Genomic DNA, 17,039 nt, shown 5'->3' with positions numbered 1-17,039 from the left:
AATCAATATTTTTATTGCCATTAGATTGACTTCCAACAGATGAAAAAACCAGGGTTTAAAATATCTCAGGCAACCATATGGGTCAGCTCCATTGTTCTAGGGCTGTTGTCTTCCGTGCCACAAATTGCCGAGCATCATTTTCATTTGGCGGAAGCAGCTGTTAATGCCGGTATTACAGCCACCTTCGCCGTGCTGATGTGGTACTTCAATATTTTCATGCTGTCCCGGCAGGATGATAGCCCGCGAAAGCAAAGCATTTCGTATGCAAAACTGATAAGCAGCCTGTTATTTGGCCTGGTAGTAATGCTGGGCCTTGCCTATATTCAGCAACTGATCCTGTCTCACATCAATTTTGGACCGGTTATGCTGATGGTGGAAGTAAGAGGTATCCTGATCAACCTGGTATTTTATATGTTCCTGCACCTGCTGCAGCAGAATTATGAAAACCAGCACGTGACGATGGAACTGGAACGTATCAAAAGTGATAATCTCAGTGCGCAGTATGAACTACTGAAGCAGCAGGTTAATCCCCATTTCCTCTTCAACAGCCTGAATACCCTGAAGGCGATGGTGGAAAGCGGGGAACAGGACGCGGTCGACTTCATCATCAAGCTATCCAATTTCTACCGGTTTACGCTCGAAAGCCGTAAACTCGATCTTATTCATGTCAGTGAAGAAATGGACATTCTCAACGCTTATCTCTTTCTTCAAAAAGCAAGGTTTGAGGATGGCTTTACTTTTGAGAATACGCTTAGCTCCAACACACTGAAAACGCTTATTCCTCCTTTCACGCTGCAGCTGCTCGTTGAAAATTGTATCAAACACAATATCGTTTCCCTGGAAAAGCCGTTACATATCAGGATATATGAAGAAGATGACCGGATAGTGGTGGAGAACCAGGTCCAGCAGAAAACGGGGGAACAAAATTCGCTGGGTGTGGGTCTTAAAAATATTGACCTGAGATATCAGCATCTGCTGAACCGGCATATCGATATTATTGGAAACGAAAAAGTTTTTCAAATCAAACTTCCGCTTATTCATGAACATCATCATCGTTGAAGACGAACTTAAAACAGCCAAGTCGCTCGCAAATATTATACTGGGATTAAAACCCGGCGCTAAAATCATGGGGCAGTACCAAAGCGTGGCAAGTTCCGTCAGTGCCCTGTCTGAAGGCGTAATGCCCGACCTGATCTTTATGGATATCCAGCTCGCCGACGGACTTTGTTTTGAAATATTTAAATCGGTAAAGATCACCTGCCCGGTAATCTTTTGCACGGCTTATGATGAATATACCCTCGATGCTTTTAAAAATAATGGCGTAGATTATGTACTGAAACCCTTTTCCAAACAGGATATACAGGAGGCGCTCAGGAAGGTGGATGAACTGAAAAATTTCTTTCAGCAGAAAACAATTCCTGATCTTGGTGATCTGCTTTCAAAACTGGCTCCTTCCGGCGGTAAAACCAGTTTCCTCATCTTTCAAAACCAGAAGTACAGGACTATTAATGTGGAAGACATTGCCTTCTTCTATATACGCCATGATGCCACCTGGATAATGTGTTTTGATAAACAGCAGTATGTGATCAGCCAGTCGCTTGATCAGATAACCCAGTCGGTGTCTTCCCTGCAGTTTTTCCGGCTTAACCGCCAGTACCTCATTAATTTCAAGGCCATCAAAGAAGTGGAACCTTATTTTCTCCGTAAACTATACGTCAGGCTGGTGATTGAAACACCGGATAAACTGCTTGTAAATAAAGAAAAATCTCACAGCTTTCTTAGCTGGATGGAGGAACGTTAGCGTTATTCTCTCCCGGTTGAAAGCTGAAAATGTCTACCTGGCGGCTTTTTTGCTTACGTATGCCGCCACCTGCCGGTACTTTTGAATTAACTAAAATTCAAAAGATGAAACTAATACTGATAACGGCGATAGGCGCCGTAATTGCACTCACATTATTTTCTGCGGTATTTGCAAACCAGCGTGCCACTTCAGCGCAACCCGTTCATACCGGCAATGGATTTGCTGTGCTGGAATTGTTTACCTCGGAAGGATGCTCCAGTTGCCCACCCGCTGATGCGCTGCTGGCCCGTATTCAACAGGAAGCCGGGAATAAACCCATTTACATACTGGCGTACCATGTGGATTACTGGAACCGGCTGGGCTGGAAAGATATCTTCAGCGATCCCCGGTACTCAAAGCGCCAATATCAGTACAGTCAACAGTTAAACAGCCAGGTATATACCCCGCAGCTGGTGATTAATGGTAAATCATCCTGCATAGGATCAGATGAAGCAGCTGTAACCAATGCAATGGCAAACGCACTGGCCGGCCCCGCTGAAGAAACCCTGAACATCAAGGCGCAGCTGCAATCCGGTAAAGCCAATATTGCGTATGAGGTTACAGGCGATGCGAGTAAAAGCAAACTGCTTATAGCCGTAGTACAAAAAAATGCCGTGAGTAAAATAGAGAGAGGTGAGAACGAAGGACGCATGCTTTCACATGTACAGATTGTGCGCGATCTCCGCACGTTTGACCTGGGAACCAGTAGCCAGGGCACGGCGCAGATCAGTTTACCCTGCGACTTTAATACGCAGGCGTGGGAACTGATTGGTATGATGCAAAATTCGAAGACAGGAGCTATTAAAGCGGCAACGCGGGCTATCTTGTAATACGGCCGGTAGCCCGTCAAAAAGAAATAAAGGCGTCTCAAAAATAACTGAGGCGTCTTCATTTCTTTTACTAATATGACATTTGATTAATCCGGCTGTTCAGTAACCAAAAAGCTCTTCAGGCGTCAACTGCTTTACATCGCCTAACCGTTTCAGATCACCGGGATCAATTTTCCCCGAAGGCCCTAAAACTGTATATATGTATGGCTTTCCGGAAATATTTTGCCGGTGAAATTTCTCCAGCTCGTTAAACGTTACATCGTCAATTTTGTTATACACCACCTTCCGTATGTCTTCATTGATACCGAGTTTTTTTGCTCTCAGGTAATCAAAAACCACGGCATCTTGCGAAAGACGGGAACTGGCCAGGGATTTCCGCATATTTTCCTTGATTGCCGTCAATGCAGTTTCCGATTCGGGCAGACTTTCCAGTAATTGATCCATTGCGGCCGCAGCATCCTTCAGTTTATCCACCTGGGTACCCACATAAGCCAACAGGCTATAACGGCCATCCCTTGTAGCAGGCGACTCATAAACAGCATTTGCTGAATAGGCCAGCGCTTTGGATTCACGTATTGTTTGAAACACCAGGGATTCCATGCCTCTCCCGAAATAATTGTTGAACAGATCAATCAGGGCGCTGTTGTCAACGTTGTACTTATTACCATTGTTGATCCATGAAATTTCTGCCTGTGCCATTTCGTATGGAAAGAATAAGACTATATTATTTTTGATGGTTTGCTTTTCAAAAAGCGCCGGCGCCGGAACAGGTTTCAGGGAAGCCGGCAATGGATGCAGTGGCTTGATACGCGCCAAAAATGACGGTAATGGTTGCGGACCATAATAAATAACGCGGTGTTCATAGCCAAACAGTTCGTGCAGAAAACTAACCAACTGCCCGCTGTCAAGCGCCTGGATAGATGATGCAGAAAGCTGGGTATTAAACGGGTTCCTGGATCCGTATATGGCATACTGTCTCAATCCTTCGGCAATTGACTGTTTACTGGACCGCTTGTCTGTCCTTGCTTTTAGTAATCCCGTCTTCATATTTTCCAGTGCCACTTTATTTCCTCTGCAATTCCTGATCAGGTCTTCAAATAATGACACAGCTCTGGTAAAGTTCTCTTCCAAACCAGTAATGGTGATCGTCATATTATCTGTTCCGGTATTGATCTCAAAGTTGCAGGCCAGGTTATAAAAAGATTGACTGATCTGTTGCCCGGTAAGCGAATCTGTTCCTAAAAACCCAAGATATGCAGCCGCAATTTCCAGTTCTTTTTTATTCCATTTCCCCATATCAAACTGGTAATGCAACCGGAACAGATCGTTATCCTTGTTTTGAACATACAGCACCTCTGCCGGCCCAATGTTCGCTTTACTGATTTGTTTATGATAATCCGTCCAGTGTGGTTTGCCCGTTGGCGCCGGCATCCCTGCAATCCTCCTAAGGAATAAAGAACTGGTGTCGCGGTTAATGGAAACAGGCGTGATTACCGGTTTTTCCACCTTTACCAGGTCACCGGCGTATCCCTGCTTTTTATATACTGCCACGTAATTGTTTTCACCGGCATACTGATTCATATACTTCATGATATCCGACCTGGTGAGTACAGACATGTGCGCAGTGATACCAACTGTTTTGTCCCACCCGCTGCATCTGTCTGCCATGAAGGATTTCAGCAATACAGAAGCACGTTCCATATTATCATCGAAACTATTCAATAGAGATAGCTTATAATTACTCACGATGGATTTTATCATCAGATCATCAAACGCTCCCTTACGGAGCAGATCAATCTGGGACAGTAATATGTCTTTTAGTTGTCCGGGTGATTGCCCCCGCCCTACTCCAAAAAGCATCAATAAAGAATAATCCCTTAGCGGATACTCGAAGGCCCCGGCGTGCAATACCTTTTGCTGCTTAAGCAGGTTAACATCTATCAGGCCGGTTTTTCCGTTAGACAGCAGCTGTAAAATCACCTGCCGGATAGCGCCAGAGGTAATGTCTGCCGCCCCTGGCAACCGGAAAGTGAGCATTACGGATTCAGGATCCGGACCTGTTACTTCCTTTTCCACCGGCGCCTGGATCGGCAATTCCACGGGCCCCTTATATTCCTTTAAGGGTTTGGGAACCATATAGCCGAAAGCGCGCGCTATTTTCAGGATCGCTTCATCCGGATCTAAATCCCCCGTCATTACCAACACCATATTATTGGGCACATAATGCGTATTATAAAATTCGCGGATCGCTGTCAACGAAGGATTTTTGAGATGCGCCGTTGTGCCAAGTGTGGTTTGCTGACCGTAGTTATGAGTTGGAAATACTGCAGACATCATCGTTTCCCACACCCGGTTCTGATCCTTTCCCAATGCAATATTTTTCTCTTCGTACACAGCTTCCAGTTCCGTATGAAATAACCGGAATACCGGGTTCCTGAAGCGCTCCGCCTGTATAGCCAGGTACCTATCCAATGCGTGGGCAGGAATATCTTCCTTATATACGGTTTCCTCCACGGTAGTATAGGCATTGGTTCCTTTTGAACCAATCATGCTCATCATTTTACTATATTCGTTTGGAATGGCGTATTTCGCTGCAATCCCGGAAACGCTGTCTATTTCATGATATATAGCGGTACGCAGTAAAGGATCGGTTGTTTTACCATATTGCTCATACAACTGTTCAATTCTGTCTATATATACTTTTTCCTTAGCCGGATCAAGGGATCCATATGAATCCGTTCCTTTAAACAACAGGTGTTCCAGATAGTGGGCCAGGCCCGTATGTTCTTTGGGATCGCTATTGCTTCCTGACCTCACTCCCATCAGAGTCTGAATCCTTGGTTGTTTATTATTTACGCTAAGAATAACGGTAAGCCCATTCTTGAGAGTATAGAACCGGGCCCTCAGCGGATCGCCGGTAACATACCGGTACTTGTGTCCCGCAGCGGAACTTTCTTTCCATCGAAAATCCACTTGTGCAAAAACGCAGGAAGCCTGCAGGCAAAGGAGGCTCCCTGCTATCAATCGTAACAGCATAAATAAAAGGCTTTTAATTCAATATTTCAGAAAGCTTCTTTTCCAGTTCCTCACCACGCAGATTTCTTGCGATGATGACACCGTTTTTATCCAGCAGGAAATTCTGCGGCACCGCCAGTATGTTATATAACAGGCCGGCTTCGTTCTGTTGTCCTTTCAGGTCGCTTACATGCACCCATGGAAGCTGATCTTCCGTAATGGCTTTGAGCCAGGCTTCTTTTTTGTCATCGATAGATACTGCCAGTATTTCAAAACCTTTATCCCTGAATTTATGGTATGACTTCACGAGGTTCGGGTTTTCCGCCCGGCAGGGACCACACCAGCTTGCCCAGAAATCAAGCAATAAATATTTTCCTTTAAAGGAAGATAAGGTTACCGGTTTACCATCCGTGTTATGCTGCGCAAAATCCGGCGCTGGTTGTCCAACGGCAGTTCTGACGGAGATATTCATCCGTTCAATAACTCTTTTGCCATCAGCTGTATTAAGAAATTCCGGGCCAAAACTATACACCAATTGTTTGTATTCAGCAGCGTTGCCTACTACGTTCCTGTCTGCAACCAGGTTCCAGCTGACATAGGAATTCCTGTGTGACCTGATGAAGGCTGTTTCAAGCGGCTGCATTTCCGGGAAAATAGCCCTGATCTGATCTCTTAATTTAATAAATTCGGGGCCGTTCCTCTGATCGGCAGGAAGCTTGCCCATTTCTTCCTCAATAGCATTAAGCCTGGCATACACCGGCTGTAACGTCTGTTGCAGGGCAAGAAAATCATTGTGCGAAGCAGAACCTGTTATGGTGGCATTTTTTAACGTGGTTCCCTTTATTTTGATATTTCCCTGATCGAGATAAAGGGCAATACCATCTCTTCCCTTAATACCGCCGTCATATCCCATAGCTATCCGTATCCTTGGATCATCACTTTCCTTAACGATATACAACATACTGACATCCGGCTTTTCGCAGGTGCCTTTCAGGGAAAATTTTCCGCCCAGCAATGGTACTGTATCAGAATAGGCTTTATCACCTTTCCTAAACCGGAGCACTACTTTTGCGGGTTCTTTCAGGTCATCAATTTCACCGCTGATGTTAAAGGAAACTGCGCTGGTGCTCTTCCCGAAAAGTTCATCCAGCTGTTTTTCTATCGGGCTTTTACCTGTGGGATCGAAACCCACTGCTTTCATTATGATCCTTCCATCCGGGCCTATAAGATAGGTCATAGGTACGGCTGTAACAGCAAAACTCTTTCCAGCAACGTTCTTGGTGTCAAGCGTTTGCAACCAGGGCAGCTGTTGCTTTCCTGATTCTTTCAGCCATGCTTCCTTGTTCTTGTCGATCGAAATACTATAGATTTCGAATTTATCTCCTTTATATTTCTGGTATACTTCCTTCAGGTGAGGAAAAGATGCCTTACATGGACCACACCAGCTTGCCCAGAAATCAATTAATACATACTTTCCTTTAAGATCGCTGAAACGTATATTTTTGGCGTCCGGCGTTTCCAGTGTGAAGTCCTCTACAAACTGTCCTTCCTTGGAATTATTTAACCCGGCAAGGTAATCGGTTACTCCTTTACCGGCAACCGACCGCTGCATATTATTGGAGAGCAGGGCATGGATCCTGTTCAGATCTCCGGGATTCAGTTCTTCCCGGAAAATATCAAGCACGTAAGCTGATACATAACTATCTGCATGGGCTTTAACGAACCGCTCAAAAAATTCCGCCAGCATCTTTTTATACTCCGGATCTGCATTTCTTGTGTACCCCGATTTAACCGGAGCCACTGCATCGTTTTTGTCAAATTTAGTACCGGGAGCGGGTTTGAATCCGCCGGAAGACGGTGGAGCACTGGATGTACCTGCGGAAGAGGCTTTGCCTGGCGGCATAGCCGCAGCGGCTGTAACAGCGGGAGCGGCGGCGGCAGTGGCGCCACTAGCGGGGGCCATCGCCGGGGCTGCCGCTGCGGTGGCTGCACCTGGTTCTTTTTCGGCTTTCGTTTTGTTAAAGGCCTCCGTAGCCTCCGCCAGTTCCTTGTGAAATTTCAGGTAATCTGTTGCGGAAACCATACCGGATACTTTCCCGCTGCCCATCCCTTTTTCAATATCAACATCTTTAATGTAGATGGTGCCGGGCCTGTCTATCAGCAGGCCAAACATGGCATAACCACGCCGGGACCTGGCGCTGTATTCCAAATGGAATTGCTGATAAAAAGGTTTACTGAAAGGCATGCTGAATTTAAACATGCCATCCGCTATGGTGGCAGAATCACTGTTCGTATCTTTTCCGAAGGAATAAATCTTATTATATCCTTTTGTATCCCCCTTTATGTTACCTTTTATTGTTACCATTTCCTGCGCATGGACGCCGGCCAGGAAGCATATAGAAAAAAACACCGTAATACTGATCATTCTGTTGCTGAAGACTCTCATTTTTTTATCATTTAAAAAATTAATTGACGGAATAGGAACTGGTTTAATAGGGCCTGTTATCAAGCGGAATGTTCCACTGTTTATTAAACCTGAGCACCGGGTTCACAATGGGAAATATAAATGCAGGAGAATCAATGATTCCCTCGAATCGCTCATTACCTACCTGGTGAACGACCTTCGTTTTTGCCCAGGGTTTACCGGGTTCCAGGGAAAACCTTTTCAGATCCAGGAAACGCTTAAGATGTCCTAAAGGCAGTTCACGCCGGCGCTCATCCAATACCAGGCCGATCACTTCGTCCTGGGATACAGGCATAGCCAGATCGGGAGTTCCGGTTACAAACCGGCGCCTCCGCAAAAGATTCAAATCTTCCAAGGCGGCAACCAGCCGGCCTGTTCTTGCATATCCTTCTGCCCTCATCAGCAGCAGCTCAGGATAACTGAATCCTGATGTCATCTGAAATTTCGGGGTACCCGCGATTACCTGAAGTCCCCGGTAGTATTGCAGCTGTTCTCCATCATTATAGGAAACATTGTTGAACGAAGTCTGGTACCCCATATCTGTGGCCAGGAAATATCTGAACCGCAGATCTGTTGACTGATCAAACAAGGCTATGAAATCGGGAGATGGATAAGAATAGGGGGATGTTCCCACTGTTTCATCCGTGGTTCTGAAAAACAGTATTTCCCTGCTTGTGGGCAGGTTTATGCGGTTATCCGGACTACTGATACCACTATACATGGGTGGCAGAAAAGGGTCGGCGTAGGACAGCGTATTGTAATCATATAACACTTTATCAGGCCCACCTGAAGCAATAGCAGCCGTCCAGGCAAGATTGGCATAATAAACAACGCTGTCATATTGCTGCGTGAACAGGTGAAAATATGCCAGCATCGCCTGGGTCGTTTGCAAACCGGCGCGGGAAGGATGCTTTGTTACCGCGGGAGCATATGGCAGCGCGCTGTGAAGATCTGCAAGTACCCTCGCAAACACCTCCTCTTGTGTAGAGAGCCCAGGCATGGTCATCTCATCACCCACATCCGTAGTAGTGAGATACGGGATTGTTTTTGCACTATTATTTCCCGCTGGCTTATACACCGGGCCATAAATAAGTGTGGCATTAAAGTATGCCCAGGCTCGTGCGGTATAAGCCTGTGCCAGCACTTTCCGGGCTTCGTCAGCATTATCATCATTTATAATGTCATTGATCCCTTCTATTACATTATTGAAGTATTTCACCGTGCCATAGACAGACATATCCCAGAACGGATCACCAGACTCAGGATTAATGAAGGGAGACCGGAATGTATAACCGTAATACCGCTCAAGGTTCGGATGATTTCTTGCTTTATACTCAATTTTACCGATTCCTTCAGACAACAAAATATTGTCCGTCATATATCCAGGCATTGAACCCCGGTTGTTATCCAGGAAGGCCTGTAAAACAATCTGTTCATTATCCAGCAGATGATCAAAGCCGGTGATTTCAGAGGGGATCATTTTACCTTTGGGCTTTACGTCCAGGAACTTATTGCAGGAGGTGGACAGCATAAAGCAGGCAAGTGTAATAACAGATATAGCAGATAGCTTCATAATGTAAGGCATTGTGGTCAAAAAATAACAGTCAGTCCAACGTAGCATTCCGGTCTTAACGGAAGCGTACGAAATCCCTGTTCCTGTGTTCCACCGATAACATTATTGGTGTTATACCCGGCGGTTTCCGGATCAAGTTTATCACTGTTGGCTGCCCATAAGAAAAGATTACGCCCTTGTACAGTAAGTTTTAAATTGTTAATGCCCATGCTTTTCAGTTTGTCTTTATTGAAAGTATAAGACACGGAGGCATCTCTTAATTTCATATAATCCGCGCGTTCAATCAGTATATCCGTAAAGGGGAAATAATAGGCATCCAGTGAAACTGCGCTCAGCTTCGGATAGATGGCTGTTTTTTCATCGCCCGGCGCCTTCCAGCGGTTTGCAACATTTTTATTCTGGTAGTTACCTGTTGTAAATGCATCTTTGCGCATAACGTTCCCCGTTTTGGCGATCAGCATAAATGAAAACCCAAAATTTCTGAAGGTGAGGGTATTAATGAGGCTGTATGCAAAAGTGGGACGCAGCGTACCACTGTATACAGGGTCTGCGAGCAACAGGTTTCCGGCGCCTGTTTTATGTCCTGCTGCATTATAGTAAAGCGCATTCCCGCTGTTATCTATGCCTGCATACCTGTAACTGAATACTGCCTGCCCCGGATACCCTTCCCGGTTAATTACTTTCGGAGCTGCCAGATCTGTGGGATTGAGAAAATTAGCATGATACTCCTTTACCTTATTGCGGTTATGACTCATTGTTGCCATTACGTTCCACCTGAAATGGTTGTTTCTCAGCACATCTCCTTCAAGCGTTAATTCCAGCCCGGTATTATTTATGGCGCCTACATTAGACATCAGTTCTGTATAGCCGGAAGTAGGATCAGTATTATTTGGTGAAAGCAGGTCTGTACTTTTTCTCAGGTAATAGTCCAATGTTACATTCAGTCTTGATTCCAGGAATGAAACATCCGCACCGATATTCGTGGTGGCCGTTTTCTCCCACCTGAGCGAGTTGTTGGGTGGAGAAGAAATCCCGTAAGGAACATCCCCTGTAAGCGGCGACACACTGTTGCCCTGTGGTTCTATGATCAGAAACGGACCGGAGTTTAGCGTAATAAATCCGTTAATGCCGTAGGAACCCCTTACAAATAGTTTGCTGATCCACTGCGCATCAAAGAATGCCTCGTTTGATAGTTTGTAAGTGCCTCCAACGGACCATAATGGTTTATAGCGGTACTTAGGATTGGTACCAAAAAAGTTGGTTTGATCAAGCCGGATACTTCCGCTCAGGAGGAACCTGTCGTCATATTGGTATGATGCATTGCTATACCAGGAGGCAAAACGGCTGTCATCGAAGAATAAAGAACCCACGGAGGCCGATACAGGCCGTGACGAGCCAAACATATCTGAGTTTTTAAGGCCTTCGTTGTACTCCTTATAATTGAAGGGGGCAAATGTACCTGACTGCTCATCATACCCAAACCGGGTTGGCGACACATTATTATCGGTCGTATTTCTTATCACTTCGGTGCCTGCAATAGCAATGATATTATGTTTACCGAAAGTACGGTTGTAGTTTAGCTGGCCACGTAAAATATAGGAAGTATAAAGTGCCCTCGACTCTATCAATGCATCTCCATACGGTATATAACGTAAGCTGGGATCTGTTTTGGAGAAGCCATCATTATACCCAAGCCGCATGCGGTAAGAGTCCTTCCGGTAAATTTCCCTGCTGATGGCATTTCCCCTCGACCAGGTTCCCCCGCCTTCTAAACTTAATCCCCGGCCAAGTGCTGCTGTCATTGTTCCCCCTATTCTGAACGCTATATTTTGCACTTTTTTCATCTCTTTCCCAAGATCTTCCAGCGGGTTGTAATGAATAGATTTCATCCCCTCCTGTTGGTAAAGGGCACTTTTTTTGGGAGTGGCAACAAAAATATCCTGCGGCTGGCCGGTGAGTGGGTCCACCACCAGGTCATAGGGATGAAGTAAACCATAGGTAGAAATATTATTATAGGCGAGTATTGATGCGGGTGTTCTGACAGGGTTTTCAGAAGTCGAATAATTTATATTGGAGAGTAACCGCACTGAAATAATTTTCGATGGTTTCCAGTCATTCTTAATATCTATGATCAATCTTTCATCACGTGTATGCAATGTGTTACCACGGTTAGCAATATATTTTGCGGAGGCATAAACAAGGCTTTTATCGTTTCCACCGGAAAGGGCAATATTGTGCTGGTGGGTTACCTGGCTCCGGAAAAGATATTTCTGCAGCTGGCCCAGTCCATCATTGTTTTTCAGGCGGGAGATCTGTTCGTCTGCTTCCGTTGCAGACAAGAGGTTTAAACTTTTAGCCACCATCAGGTACTGCACCTGCGAGAGGTACCTGTTACTGTTATAGTTGTTGCGGTAAAATACAGGATTCTGATTATAAAGTTCCATTTCCGCATCCACGTAATCGGCACTGCCGGAGCGGTTCAGTTTGGAAAGGTCCGGCTTCAGGGTAAGACCGCCACTAGCTTTGTAAGTAACCTGTACGGTTCCTTTTTGCCCTTGTTTGGTGGTCACAACAATAACGCCATTAGAGGATCTTGAACCATATATGGATGCAGCAACAGCATCTTTGAGTACCGTGATGCTTTCGATATTGTCAACATTAATAGATTCAAGTCCTCCCGAAATAGGGTAACCATCTACTACAATCAGGGGTGAGGTGGTTTGTTGAAAGGTGGAAACACCCCTGATCTCTATTTCTCCGTCTTTGGTAAGTACCATTCCGGCAGCCTGTCCTTCCAGTGCCGTTTTGAGATCGGGGCGAAGTTTATTTTCCAGTTTCCTGCCATTAATGACGGCAAAAGAGCCGGGGGTCCTTTCTTTGGCGATACTCTGGTACCCGGTCTGAACATTAACAGCCACTGCGCTCAGTTGCTGAATGGATCTCGTTAATACAATGTCCATATATTCATCCACGTTAGTGATGGGCTGTTCCCGAACCTGGTATCCTACAAACGAAACGACCAGCTGTTCACCCGCCGTTGCGTTGACGGTGAAATGACCGGCGGCATCCGTCCTTACCGCTATGTTTTTTCCTTTTATTAGCACTGTCGCTCCTTCCAGCGGATTTCCCGAATCGTCATTTATTCTTCCTCCTATCGGACGAACGGCGGATGAGGGCGCCGGCTGTGCCTTTTCAACGGCTTTCCGTCGCAGAATGATACTCTTCTTCTCTATGTAAAATTCAATGGGCTGGTTGGCCAGGACCAGGGCAAGAAATTCTTTTAAAGGCATATTTTCGGCATCCACTGTCACTGGCCGGGCATTCAGCAACAATTCCTTATTGTAAAAGAAAGTATACCCCGTTTGCTTTTCAATTACCAGGAAGATCTTTGTAAGTTCCAGGTTTTTGGCCGAATGGGTGATGGTTTGTGAAACAGCCTTGCCCGAAAAAAGCAGGCAAAGTAATACCAGCACTGGTACGACTAATTTCCTGGCTGATATTGGTTTTGAAATACGCCCCTGGTCACAGGTAAGGGAATAGCCTTCCTGGCTGCGATGTGCAACTCTTTGCATACTTTGGTTGATTTTTGGTTCATATTGGTAATTGATCATCAAATGCCATTCATAGGCATAGACTGGTATCAGGGCCGGACAACCAACCTGCGGTTTCCTTTCCAGCTGAAATTCACACCGGAATGCTGCAATGCCCTCAATACTTCTTCCAGGTTCAGATCCCGGCCCAGCTTACCGCCAAATTCAATATCCGGAACGGATTTTTCATAAACAATCTCGATGTCATACCACCTGGATAACTCCCGCATCACTTCTTCCAGCTTTTTATCCTGGAAATCAAACAGCCCGTTTTTCCAGGCCAGGTCACGGAGCAGGTCAGTCGTGGTTATATGTCCGTTCTGGTACGCCTCTCCCGGCTTTAATGTACTTCCGTTGACTTTCACGGCGCCCTCTAACAGGGAGATTTTTACCGGTTCACCTGTATAATCCTTTACATTAAAAGATGTTCCGAGCACCATTACTTTATCCCTGTTCGTTCTTACAATAAATGGTTTTGATTTATCTTTTGTAACTTCAAAATATACTTCACCGGTGATGTCTACAATTCTTTCGCTCCCGGCAAAGGAAGTAGGGAAACGGATGGACGAAAGGGCGTTCAGCCACACATGGGAGCCATCCGGTAAAATAAGCTGGTACTGACCTGCCCTCGCGGTGGTAACAGTGTTGTAGCTGGTTGTTTGAGTACCGGCAATGCCGGTTTGATATCTGAGCTGCGCGTTAACATTAGTAATAGTGGCAGCGCCCTGTTGGGCAATTTTTCCGGTGGCGGTGCTGTCGAGTATAATCTGTGAACCATCGGATAAGGTAAGGATTGCTTTGGCAGATGCAGGATGAATTTCTTCCGGGCTGGGATTGGAACGCTGCGGAAGCGGCTGCGCATAGTATTGCCATCCGGCGGTAAAGATAAGCCCTGCAATGGCGGCAACAGCGGCGATGTTCCGCCAGCTCGCTATTCTGATTATTTTTTTCTTTTCGCCTTTATCATGTATGATCCGCTGGTAAAGCTGCTCTCTGTTCAACGTGTGAGCCTGGGAAGGTAATTCGCCCCTGCGGGCCTGCTCCCATAAACCGGATAAAGGGGTTCTCAAAGTTTCCGTATCATCGGCTTTGATATCAGCAACCAGGATACGCAATTCCTCCCATTCCACCGGGGAAAGCTCTCCATTGAGATAAAGCCGGAAAAGATAATCGATTCGCTTTGATTGATTCATAAAATACAAGATTGGCTCATGTTACATAAGAGGGCGGGAAAATGGATCAGGTACTAACTGAAAAAAAACTTTTTTTTAATTAGTACCAAATGGGCTGTTAGAGACTCTAAATAGTGGAAAAAGGTTAAAATCCTCATCCGGATGCTGTTATGCCGCCATCCGGAATATGTTATTATGATTAAAAAAGGGGTACCCAATACAGATGACACCGGCCGGTTCCGGCGGCTATATGACACATACCTGGTGCGGGTGCATGATTACATCATGGCGCTCAGCAGGTCGGGTTATATTGCGGAAGAGGTAGTGCAGGAACTTTTCCTGATCCTCTGGCGTAAGCGTGAAGACTTGCATGACATCCAGCATATGGACCAGTACGTGTTCCGGATTGCGAGAAACCTGGCCATCAATCTGCTGAAGAAAACCGCTGAAAATGAGAAACTGGCGGCCGACATCTACAAACGCACACAAACGCAACATGACGGGGTATCGGAAACAGTGCAGCAAAAAGGAGTACAGGCGCTTATCGACAAAGCGGTAATGCAACTACCTCCCCAACCCCGCAGGGTTTATCTTCTAAGCCGGCGGGAACAAATGGATTATGATGAAATATCGATAACCCTGGGGTTATCGCGTAATACAGTAAAAAATCATTTGCAGAAAGCCCTGAACGACATCAGGGACTACCTGATAGCCCACGGTTATCAACCGGCTGTAGCCATGATGATGATTCAGGTGTTGCTTTGACGTGTATTGTATTAATGGTTCATAACAGATACCGGAACAAGAGGGTATCTCACTATTTTCGAGACACCCTGATCCTGTTTTTATAGCTCATTGGCAAAACCAGTACGCCGGGGAAACACTCCGTTTAAACCCGGGTACATTTTCCGGAACATCCCGTACGTTACGCTCACCATTATAAATGCAACAACAGCGTCTACGGTGGCCGGTAAACCAAGTACACTCAGCTTTGAAGCAAAGGCAAAAATGATATCAAAGAAAATCCCGGCGAACACCCATTCCTTTAACCGCAGCAGCTTACCAGGCGTTAAAAGAACCGCCACTCCGGAGAGTTTAAAAATACCAAGCAGGTAAATGAAATGCGATGGATACCCCAGTTGCTGTGTTATTCCCCACACAACCGGGTTTCCGGTGATCTCAAAAAAACCGCTTGCGCCAAACCACATAGAAGTGAGTACGGTCCCTATCCAATAAATTGTTGTTACTGTTTTCTGTGTCATGATCTTTTGGGTTTATGTTATTAATGACACAAAATTGTTGCAGGATGATGGGATAGTCCAGGTATTTCGAGGTGAAGCAGACAAATAGAAAGGTTGGTTAGACAATATATAGTGCGGTCATCACTTCAGTGAGTCAACTATCAATAGAATGAATACTCCGGTTAACGCTTTTTAATGGATGATTTCAGTTGCTGTATTTCCTGTTCATGCCGTTTTAATTGCGCATCCTGTTTAAGAATATACAATGTCAACTCCTCCACCTTCTGCAATAACTTTTTATTCATCTCTCCCAAATCCAGCCCCTCCGCTTTCACCTCTTTTTCCGAAGGCATATCCGGCAAGTGTTTATGTTCCTTAATAAAGGCGTTTACTTCAGACAAAGCAGGTAAATCATAACCAGGTGCAAACACAAAGTCGGGCCAGGCGGTATAGGCTTTTACCTTTATCCTGGTGAAAATTGCATCGCCATTCACAGCTAATTTGTATCCCTTTGTATCGGTGGTACCAATACCTACATTTCCGTTGGTGGCGTTCTGAGCGCCGGCCAGGATGATATCTCCATTGGATTTGAACAATAACGGTGCATAATATCCCGAACCTTGTCTGAGCGCATAAAATTCCAGTGTGGGCCCGGTGACATCTGCACTAAAAAAACCATCCTTCCTTAATGATGCTTCCCAGAGTATGGGTTTACCGGATGCAATACCGGTTGTCGTTTTTATGCTGAATTTTAAATCCATGTAAGCGTTGGCGTCCCCATCGCTCAAAAAGTTTACGCTTCCCCTCGTGGCGCCCATATCTATTGCCAGCTTGTCGGCAGCAGGCGCCATACCTATACCAATGTTGCCATTAGTGGTGAGCGCTCCTTTCAGATTCAGGTTGCCATTTCCTTCCAACAACATTAACTGGTCTGTATCGGCTGAATAGTCTATTGCCCCGTTATCATGAGCCAGCCAGCGGAATCTGAAATTGCTGGCCTTTAAACCGGTCAGGCCAAAGTTAATGGAGCCACTGCTCTGGTAAATAAAACCAGACCTGAAGTTGGCACTATAGAGCCCTGTAGTAATTGTATTGGTATAAGTGTTTGGGAAATTTAATGTACTATATGTACCTGTTTGAGCCTTTACTGGCAACCATATACATAACAAAACTGAAAATCTGAGGATAACTTTAATCATAGGGATTGAATTATATTATAGAAAAACCGTTACAGGGGCGGGTATTACATCGCACAGCAACTTCTCAAACAAAACAGTATAGCCAGTTAGGGTTATAACTCTTATGGGCAACACA

At 45.4% G+C, this 17,039-nt stretch carries 11 protein-coding genes; 4 read left to right on the top strand and 7 right to left on the bottom strand.

Annotated elements, in window-relative coordinates; all coding sequences use genetic code 11:
* Nucleotides 1-39 precede the first annotated feature (39 nt).
* From ACMXI2_RS10455 to ACMXI2_RS10445, 3 genes are all read left to right on the top strand, one after another.
* Complete coding sequence (locus ACMXI2_RS10455; protein ID WP_483781537.1) at nucleotides 40-1,059, top strand: sensor histidine kinase; 1,020 nt, start codon at nucleotides 40-42, stop codon at nucleotides 1,057-1,059.
* Complete coding sequence (locus ACMXI2_RS10450) at nucleotides 1,040-1,801, top strand: LytR/AlgR family response regulator transcription factor (protein ID WP_483781536.1); 762 nt, start codon at nucleotides 1,040-1,042, stop codon at nucleotides 1,799-1,801. The genes ACMXI2_RS10455 and ACMXI2_RS10450 overlap by 20 nt, the downstream gene beginning before the upstream one ends.
* A gap of 104 nt (nucleotides 1,802-1,905) precedes the next feature.
* Nucleotides 1,906-2,670 (top strand): DUF1223 domain-containing protein, encoded by a 765-nt coding sequence (locus tag ACMXI2_RS10445; protein ID WP_483781535.1) that lies wholly within the window; start codon nucleotides 1,906-1,908, stop codon nucleotides 2,668-2,670.
* Nucleotides 2,671-2,769: 99 nt separating this feature from the next.
* Here ACMXI2_RS10445 and ACMXI2_RS10440 read toward each other — a convergent pair whose 3' ends face one another.
* The 5 genes from ACMXI2_RS10440 to ACMXI2_RS10420 form a co-directional block, all read right to left on the bottom strand.
* The gene (locus ACMXI2_RS10440) at nucleotides 2,770-5,706 is read right to left on the bottom strand and encodes a M16 family metallopeptidase (protein ID WP_483781534.1); all 2,937 of its coding nucleotides are present in this window, start codon (nucleotides 5,704-5,706) and stop codon (nucleotides 2,770-2,772) included.
* A 13-nt stretch (nucleotides 5,707-5,719) separates the two neighbouring features.
* Nucleotides 5,720-8,131, bottom strand: a complete 2,412-nt coding sequence (locus tag ACMXI2_RS10435) for a redoxin domain-containing protein (RefSeq protein WP_483781533.1) — start codon at nucleotides 8,129-8,131, stop codon at nucleotides 5,720-5,722.
* Between the two features lie 43 nt (nucleotides 8,132-8,174).
* Complete coding sequence (locus ACMXI2_RS10430) at nucleotides 8,175-9,722, bottom strand: RagB/SusD family nutrient uptake outer membrane protein (protein ID WP_483781532.1); 1,548 nt, start codon at nucleotides 9,720-9,722, stop codon at nucleotides 8,175-8,177.
* Between the two features lie 17 nt (nucleotides 9,723-9,739).
* Nucleotides 9,740-13,294, bottom strand: a complete 3,555-nt coding sequence (locus tag ACMXI2_RS10425) for a SusC/RagA family TonB-linked outer membrane protein (RefSeq protein WP_483781531.1) — start codon at nucleotides 13,292-13,294, stop codon at nucleotides 9,740-9,742.
* Nucleotides 13,295-13,362: 68 nt separating this feature from the next.
* Complete coding sequence (locus ACMXI2_RS10420) at nucleotides 13,363-14,505, bottom strand: FecR family protein (RefSeq protein WP_483781530.1); 1,143 nt, start codon at nucleotides 14,503-14,505, stop codon at nucleotides 13,363-13,365.
* A 174-nt stretch (nucleotides 14,506-14,679) separates the two neighbouring features.
* Here ACMXI2_RS10420 and ACMXI2_RS10415 point away from each other — a divergent pair, with 174 nt between their 5' ends.
* Nucleotides 14,680-15,249 carry an RNA polymerase sigma factor gene (locus ACMXI2_RS10415; RefSeq protein ID WP_483781529.1) on the top strand — a complete coding sequence of 190 codons (570 nt, stop codon included), beginning with the start codon at nucleotides 14,680-14,682 and terminating at the stop codon, nucleotides 15,247-15,249.
* An 80-nt stretch (nucleotides 15,250-15,329) separates the two neighbouring features.
* On the opposite strand, the gene ACMXI2_RS10410 is transcribed toward ACMXI2_RS10415, so the two are convergent.
* Complete coding sequence (locus tag ACMXI2_RS10410; RefSeq protein WP_483781528.1) at nucleotides 15,330-15,746, bottom strand: DoxX family protein; 417 nt, start codon at nucleotides 15,744-15,746, stop codon at nucleotides 15,330-15,332.
* Between the two features lie 161 nt (nucleotides 15,747-15,907).
* Nucleotides 15,908-16,924 (bottom strand): hypothetical protein, encoded by a 1,017-nt coding sequence (locus ACMXI2_RS10405; protein WP_483781527.1) that lies wholly within the window; start codon nucleotides 16,922-16,924, stop codon nucleotides 15,908-15,910.
* Nucleotides 16,925-17,039 lie beyond the last annotated feature (115 nt).

The sequence above is a fragment of the Chitinophaga sp. G7 BAM 1005 genome, from assembly GCF_057126945.1.
Note: the sequence above shows the minus strand (reverse complement) of the source record. Positions and strands in the feature narration are given on the sequence as shown.

Excerpts from the sequence above, each read along its gene's own strand:
- ACMXI2_RS10455 (WP_483781537.1), top strand. The coding sequence starts at position 40 with ATGAAAAAACCAGGGTTTAAAATATCTCAGGCAACCATATGGGTCAGC.
- ACMXI2_RS10450 (WP_483781536.1), top strand. The coding sequence starts at position 1,040 with ATGAACATCATCATCGTTGAAGACGAACTTAAAACAGCCAAGTCGCTC.
- ACMXI2_RS10445 (WP_483781535.1), top strand. The coding sequence starts at position 1,906 with ATGAAACTAATACTGATAACGGCGATAGGCGCCGTAATTGCACTCACA.
- ACMXI2_RS10440 (WP_483781534.1), bottom strand. The coding sequence starts at position 5,706 with ATGCTGTTACGATTGATAGCAGGGAGCCTCCTTTGCCTGCAGGCTTCC.
- ACMXI2_RS10435 (WP_483781533.1), bottom strand. The coding sequence starts at position 8,131 with ATGAGAGTCTTCAGCAACAGAATGATCAGTATTACGGTGTTTTTTTCT.
- ACMXI2_RS10430 (WP_483781532.1), bottom strand. The coding sequence starts at position 9,722 with ATGAAGCTATCTGCTATATCTGTTATTACACTTGCCTGCTTTATGCTG.
- ACMXI2_RS10425 (WP_483781531.1), bottom strand. The coding sequence starts at position 13,294 with ATGCAAAGAGTTGCACATCGCAGCCAGGAAGGCTATTCCCTTACCTGT.
- ACMXI2_RS10420 (WP_483781530.1), bottom strand. The coding sequence starts at position 14,505 with ATGAATCAATCAAAGCGAATCGATTATCTTTTCCGGCTTTATCTCAAT.
- ACMXI2_RS10415 (WP_483781529.1), top strand. The coding sequence starts at position 14,680 with ATGATTAAAAAAGGGGTACCCAATACAGATGACACCGGCCGGTTCCGG.
- ACMXI2_RS10410 (WP_483781528.1), bottom strand. The coding sequence starts at position 15,746 with ATGACACAGAAAACAGTAACAACAATTTATTGGATAGGGACCGTACTC.
- ACMXI2_RS10405 (WP_483781527.1), bottom strand. The coding sequence starts at position 16,924 with ATGATTAAAGTTATCCTCAGATTTTCAGTTTTGTTATGTATATGGTTG.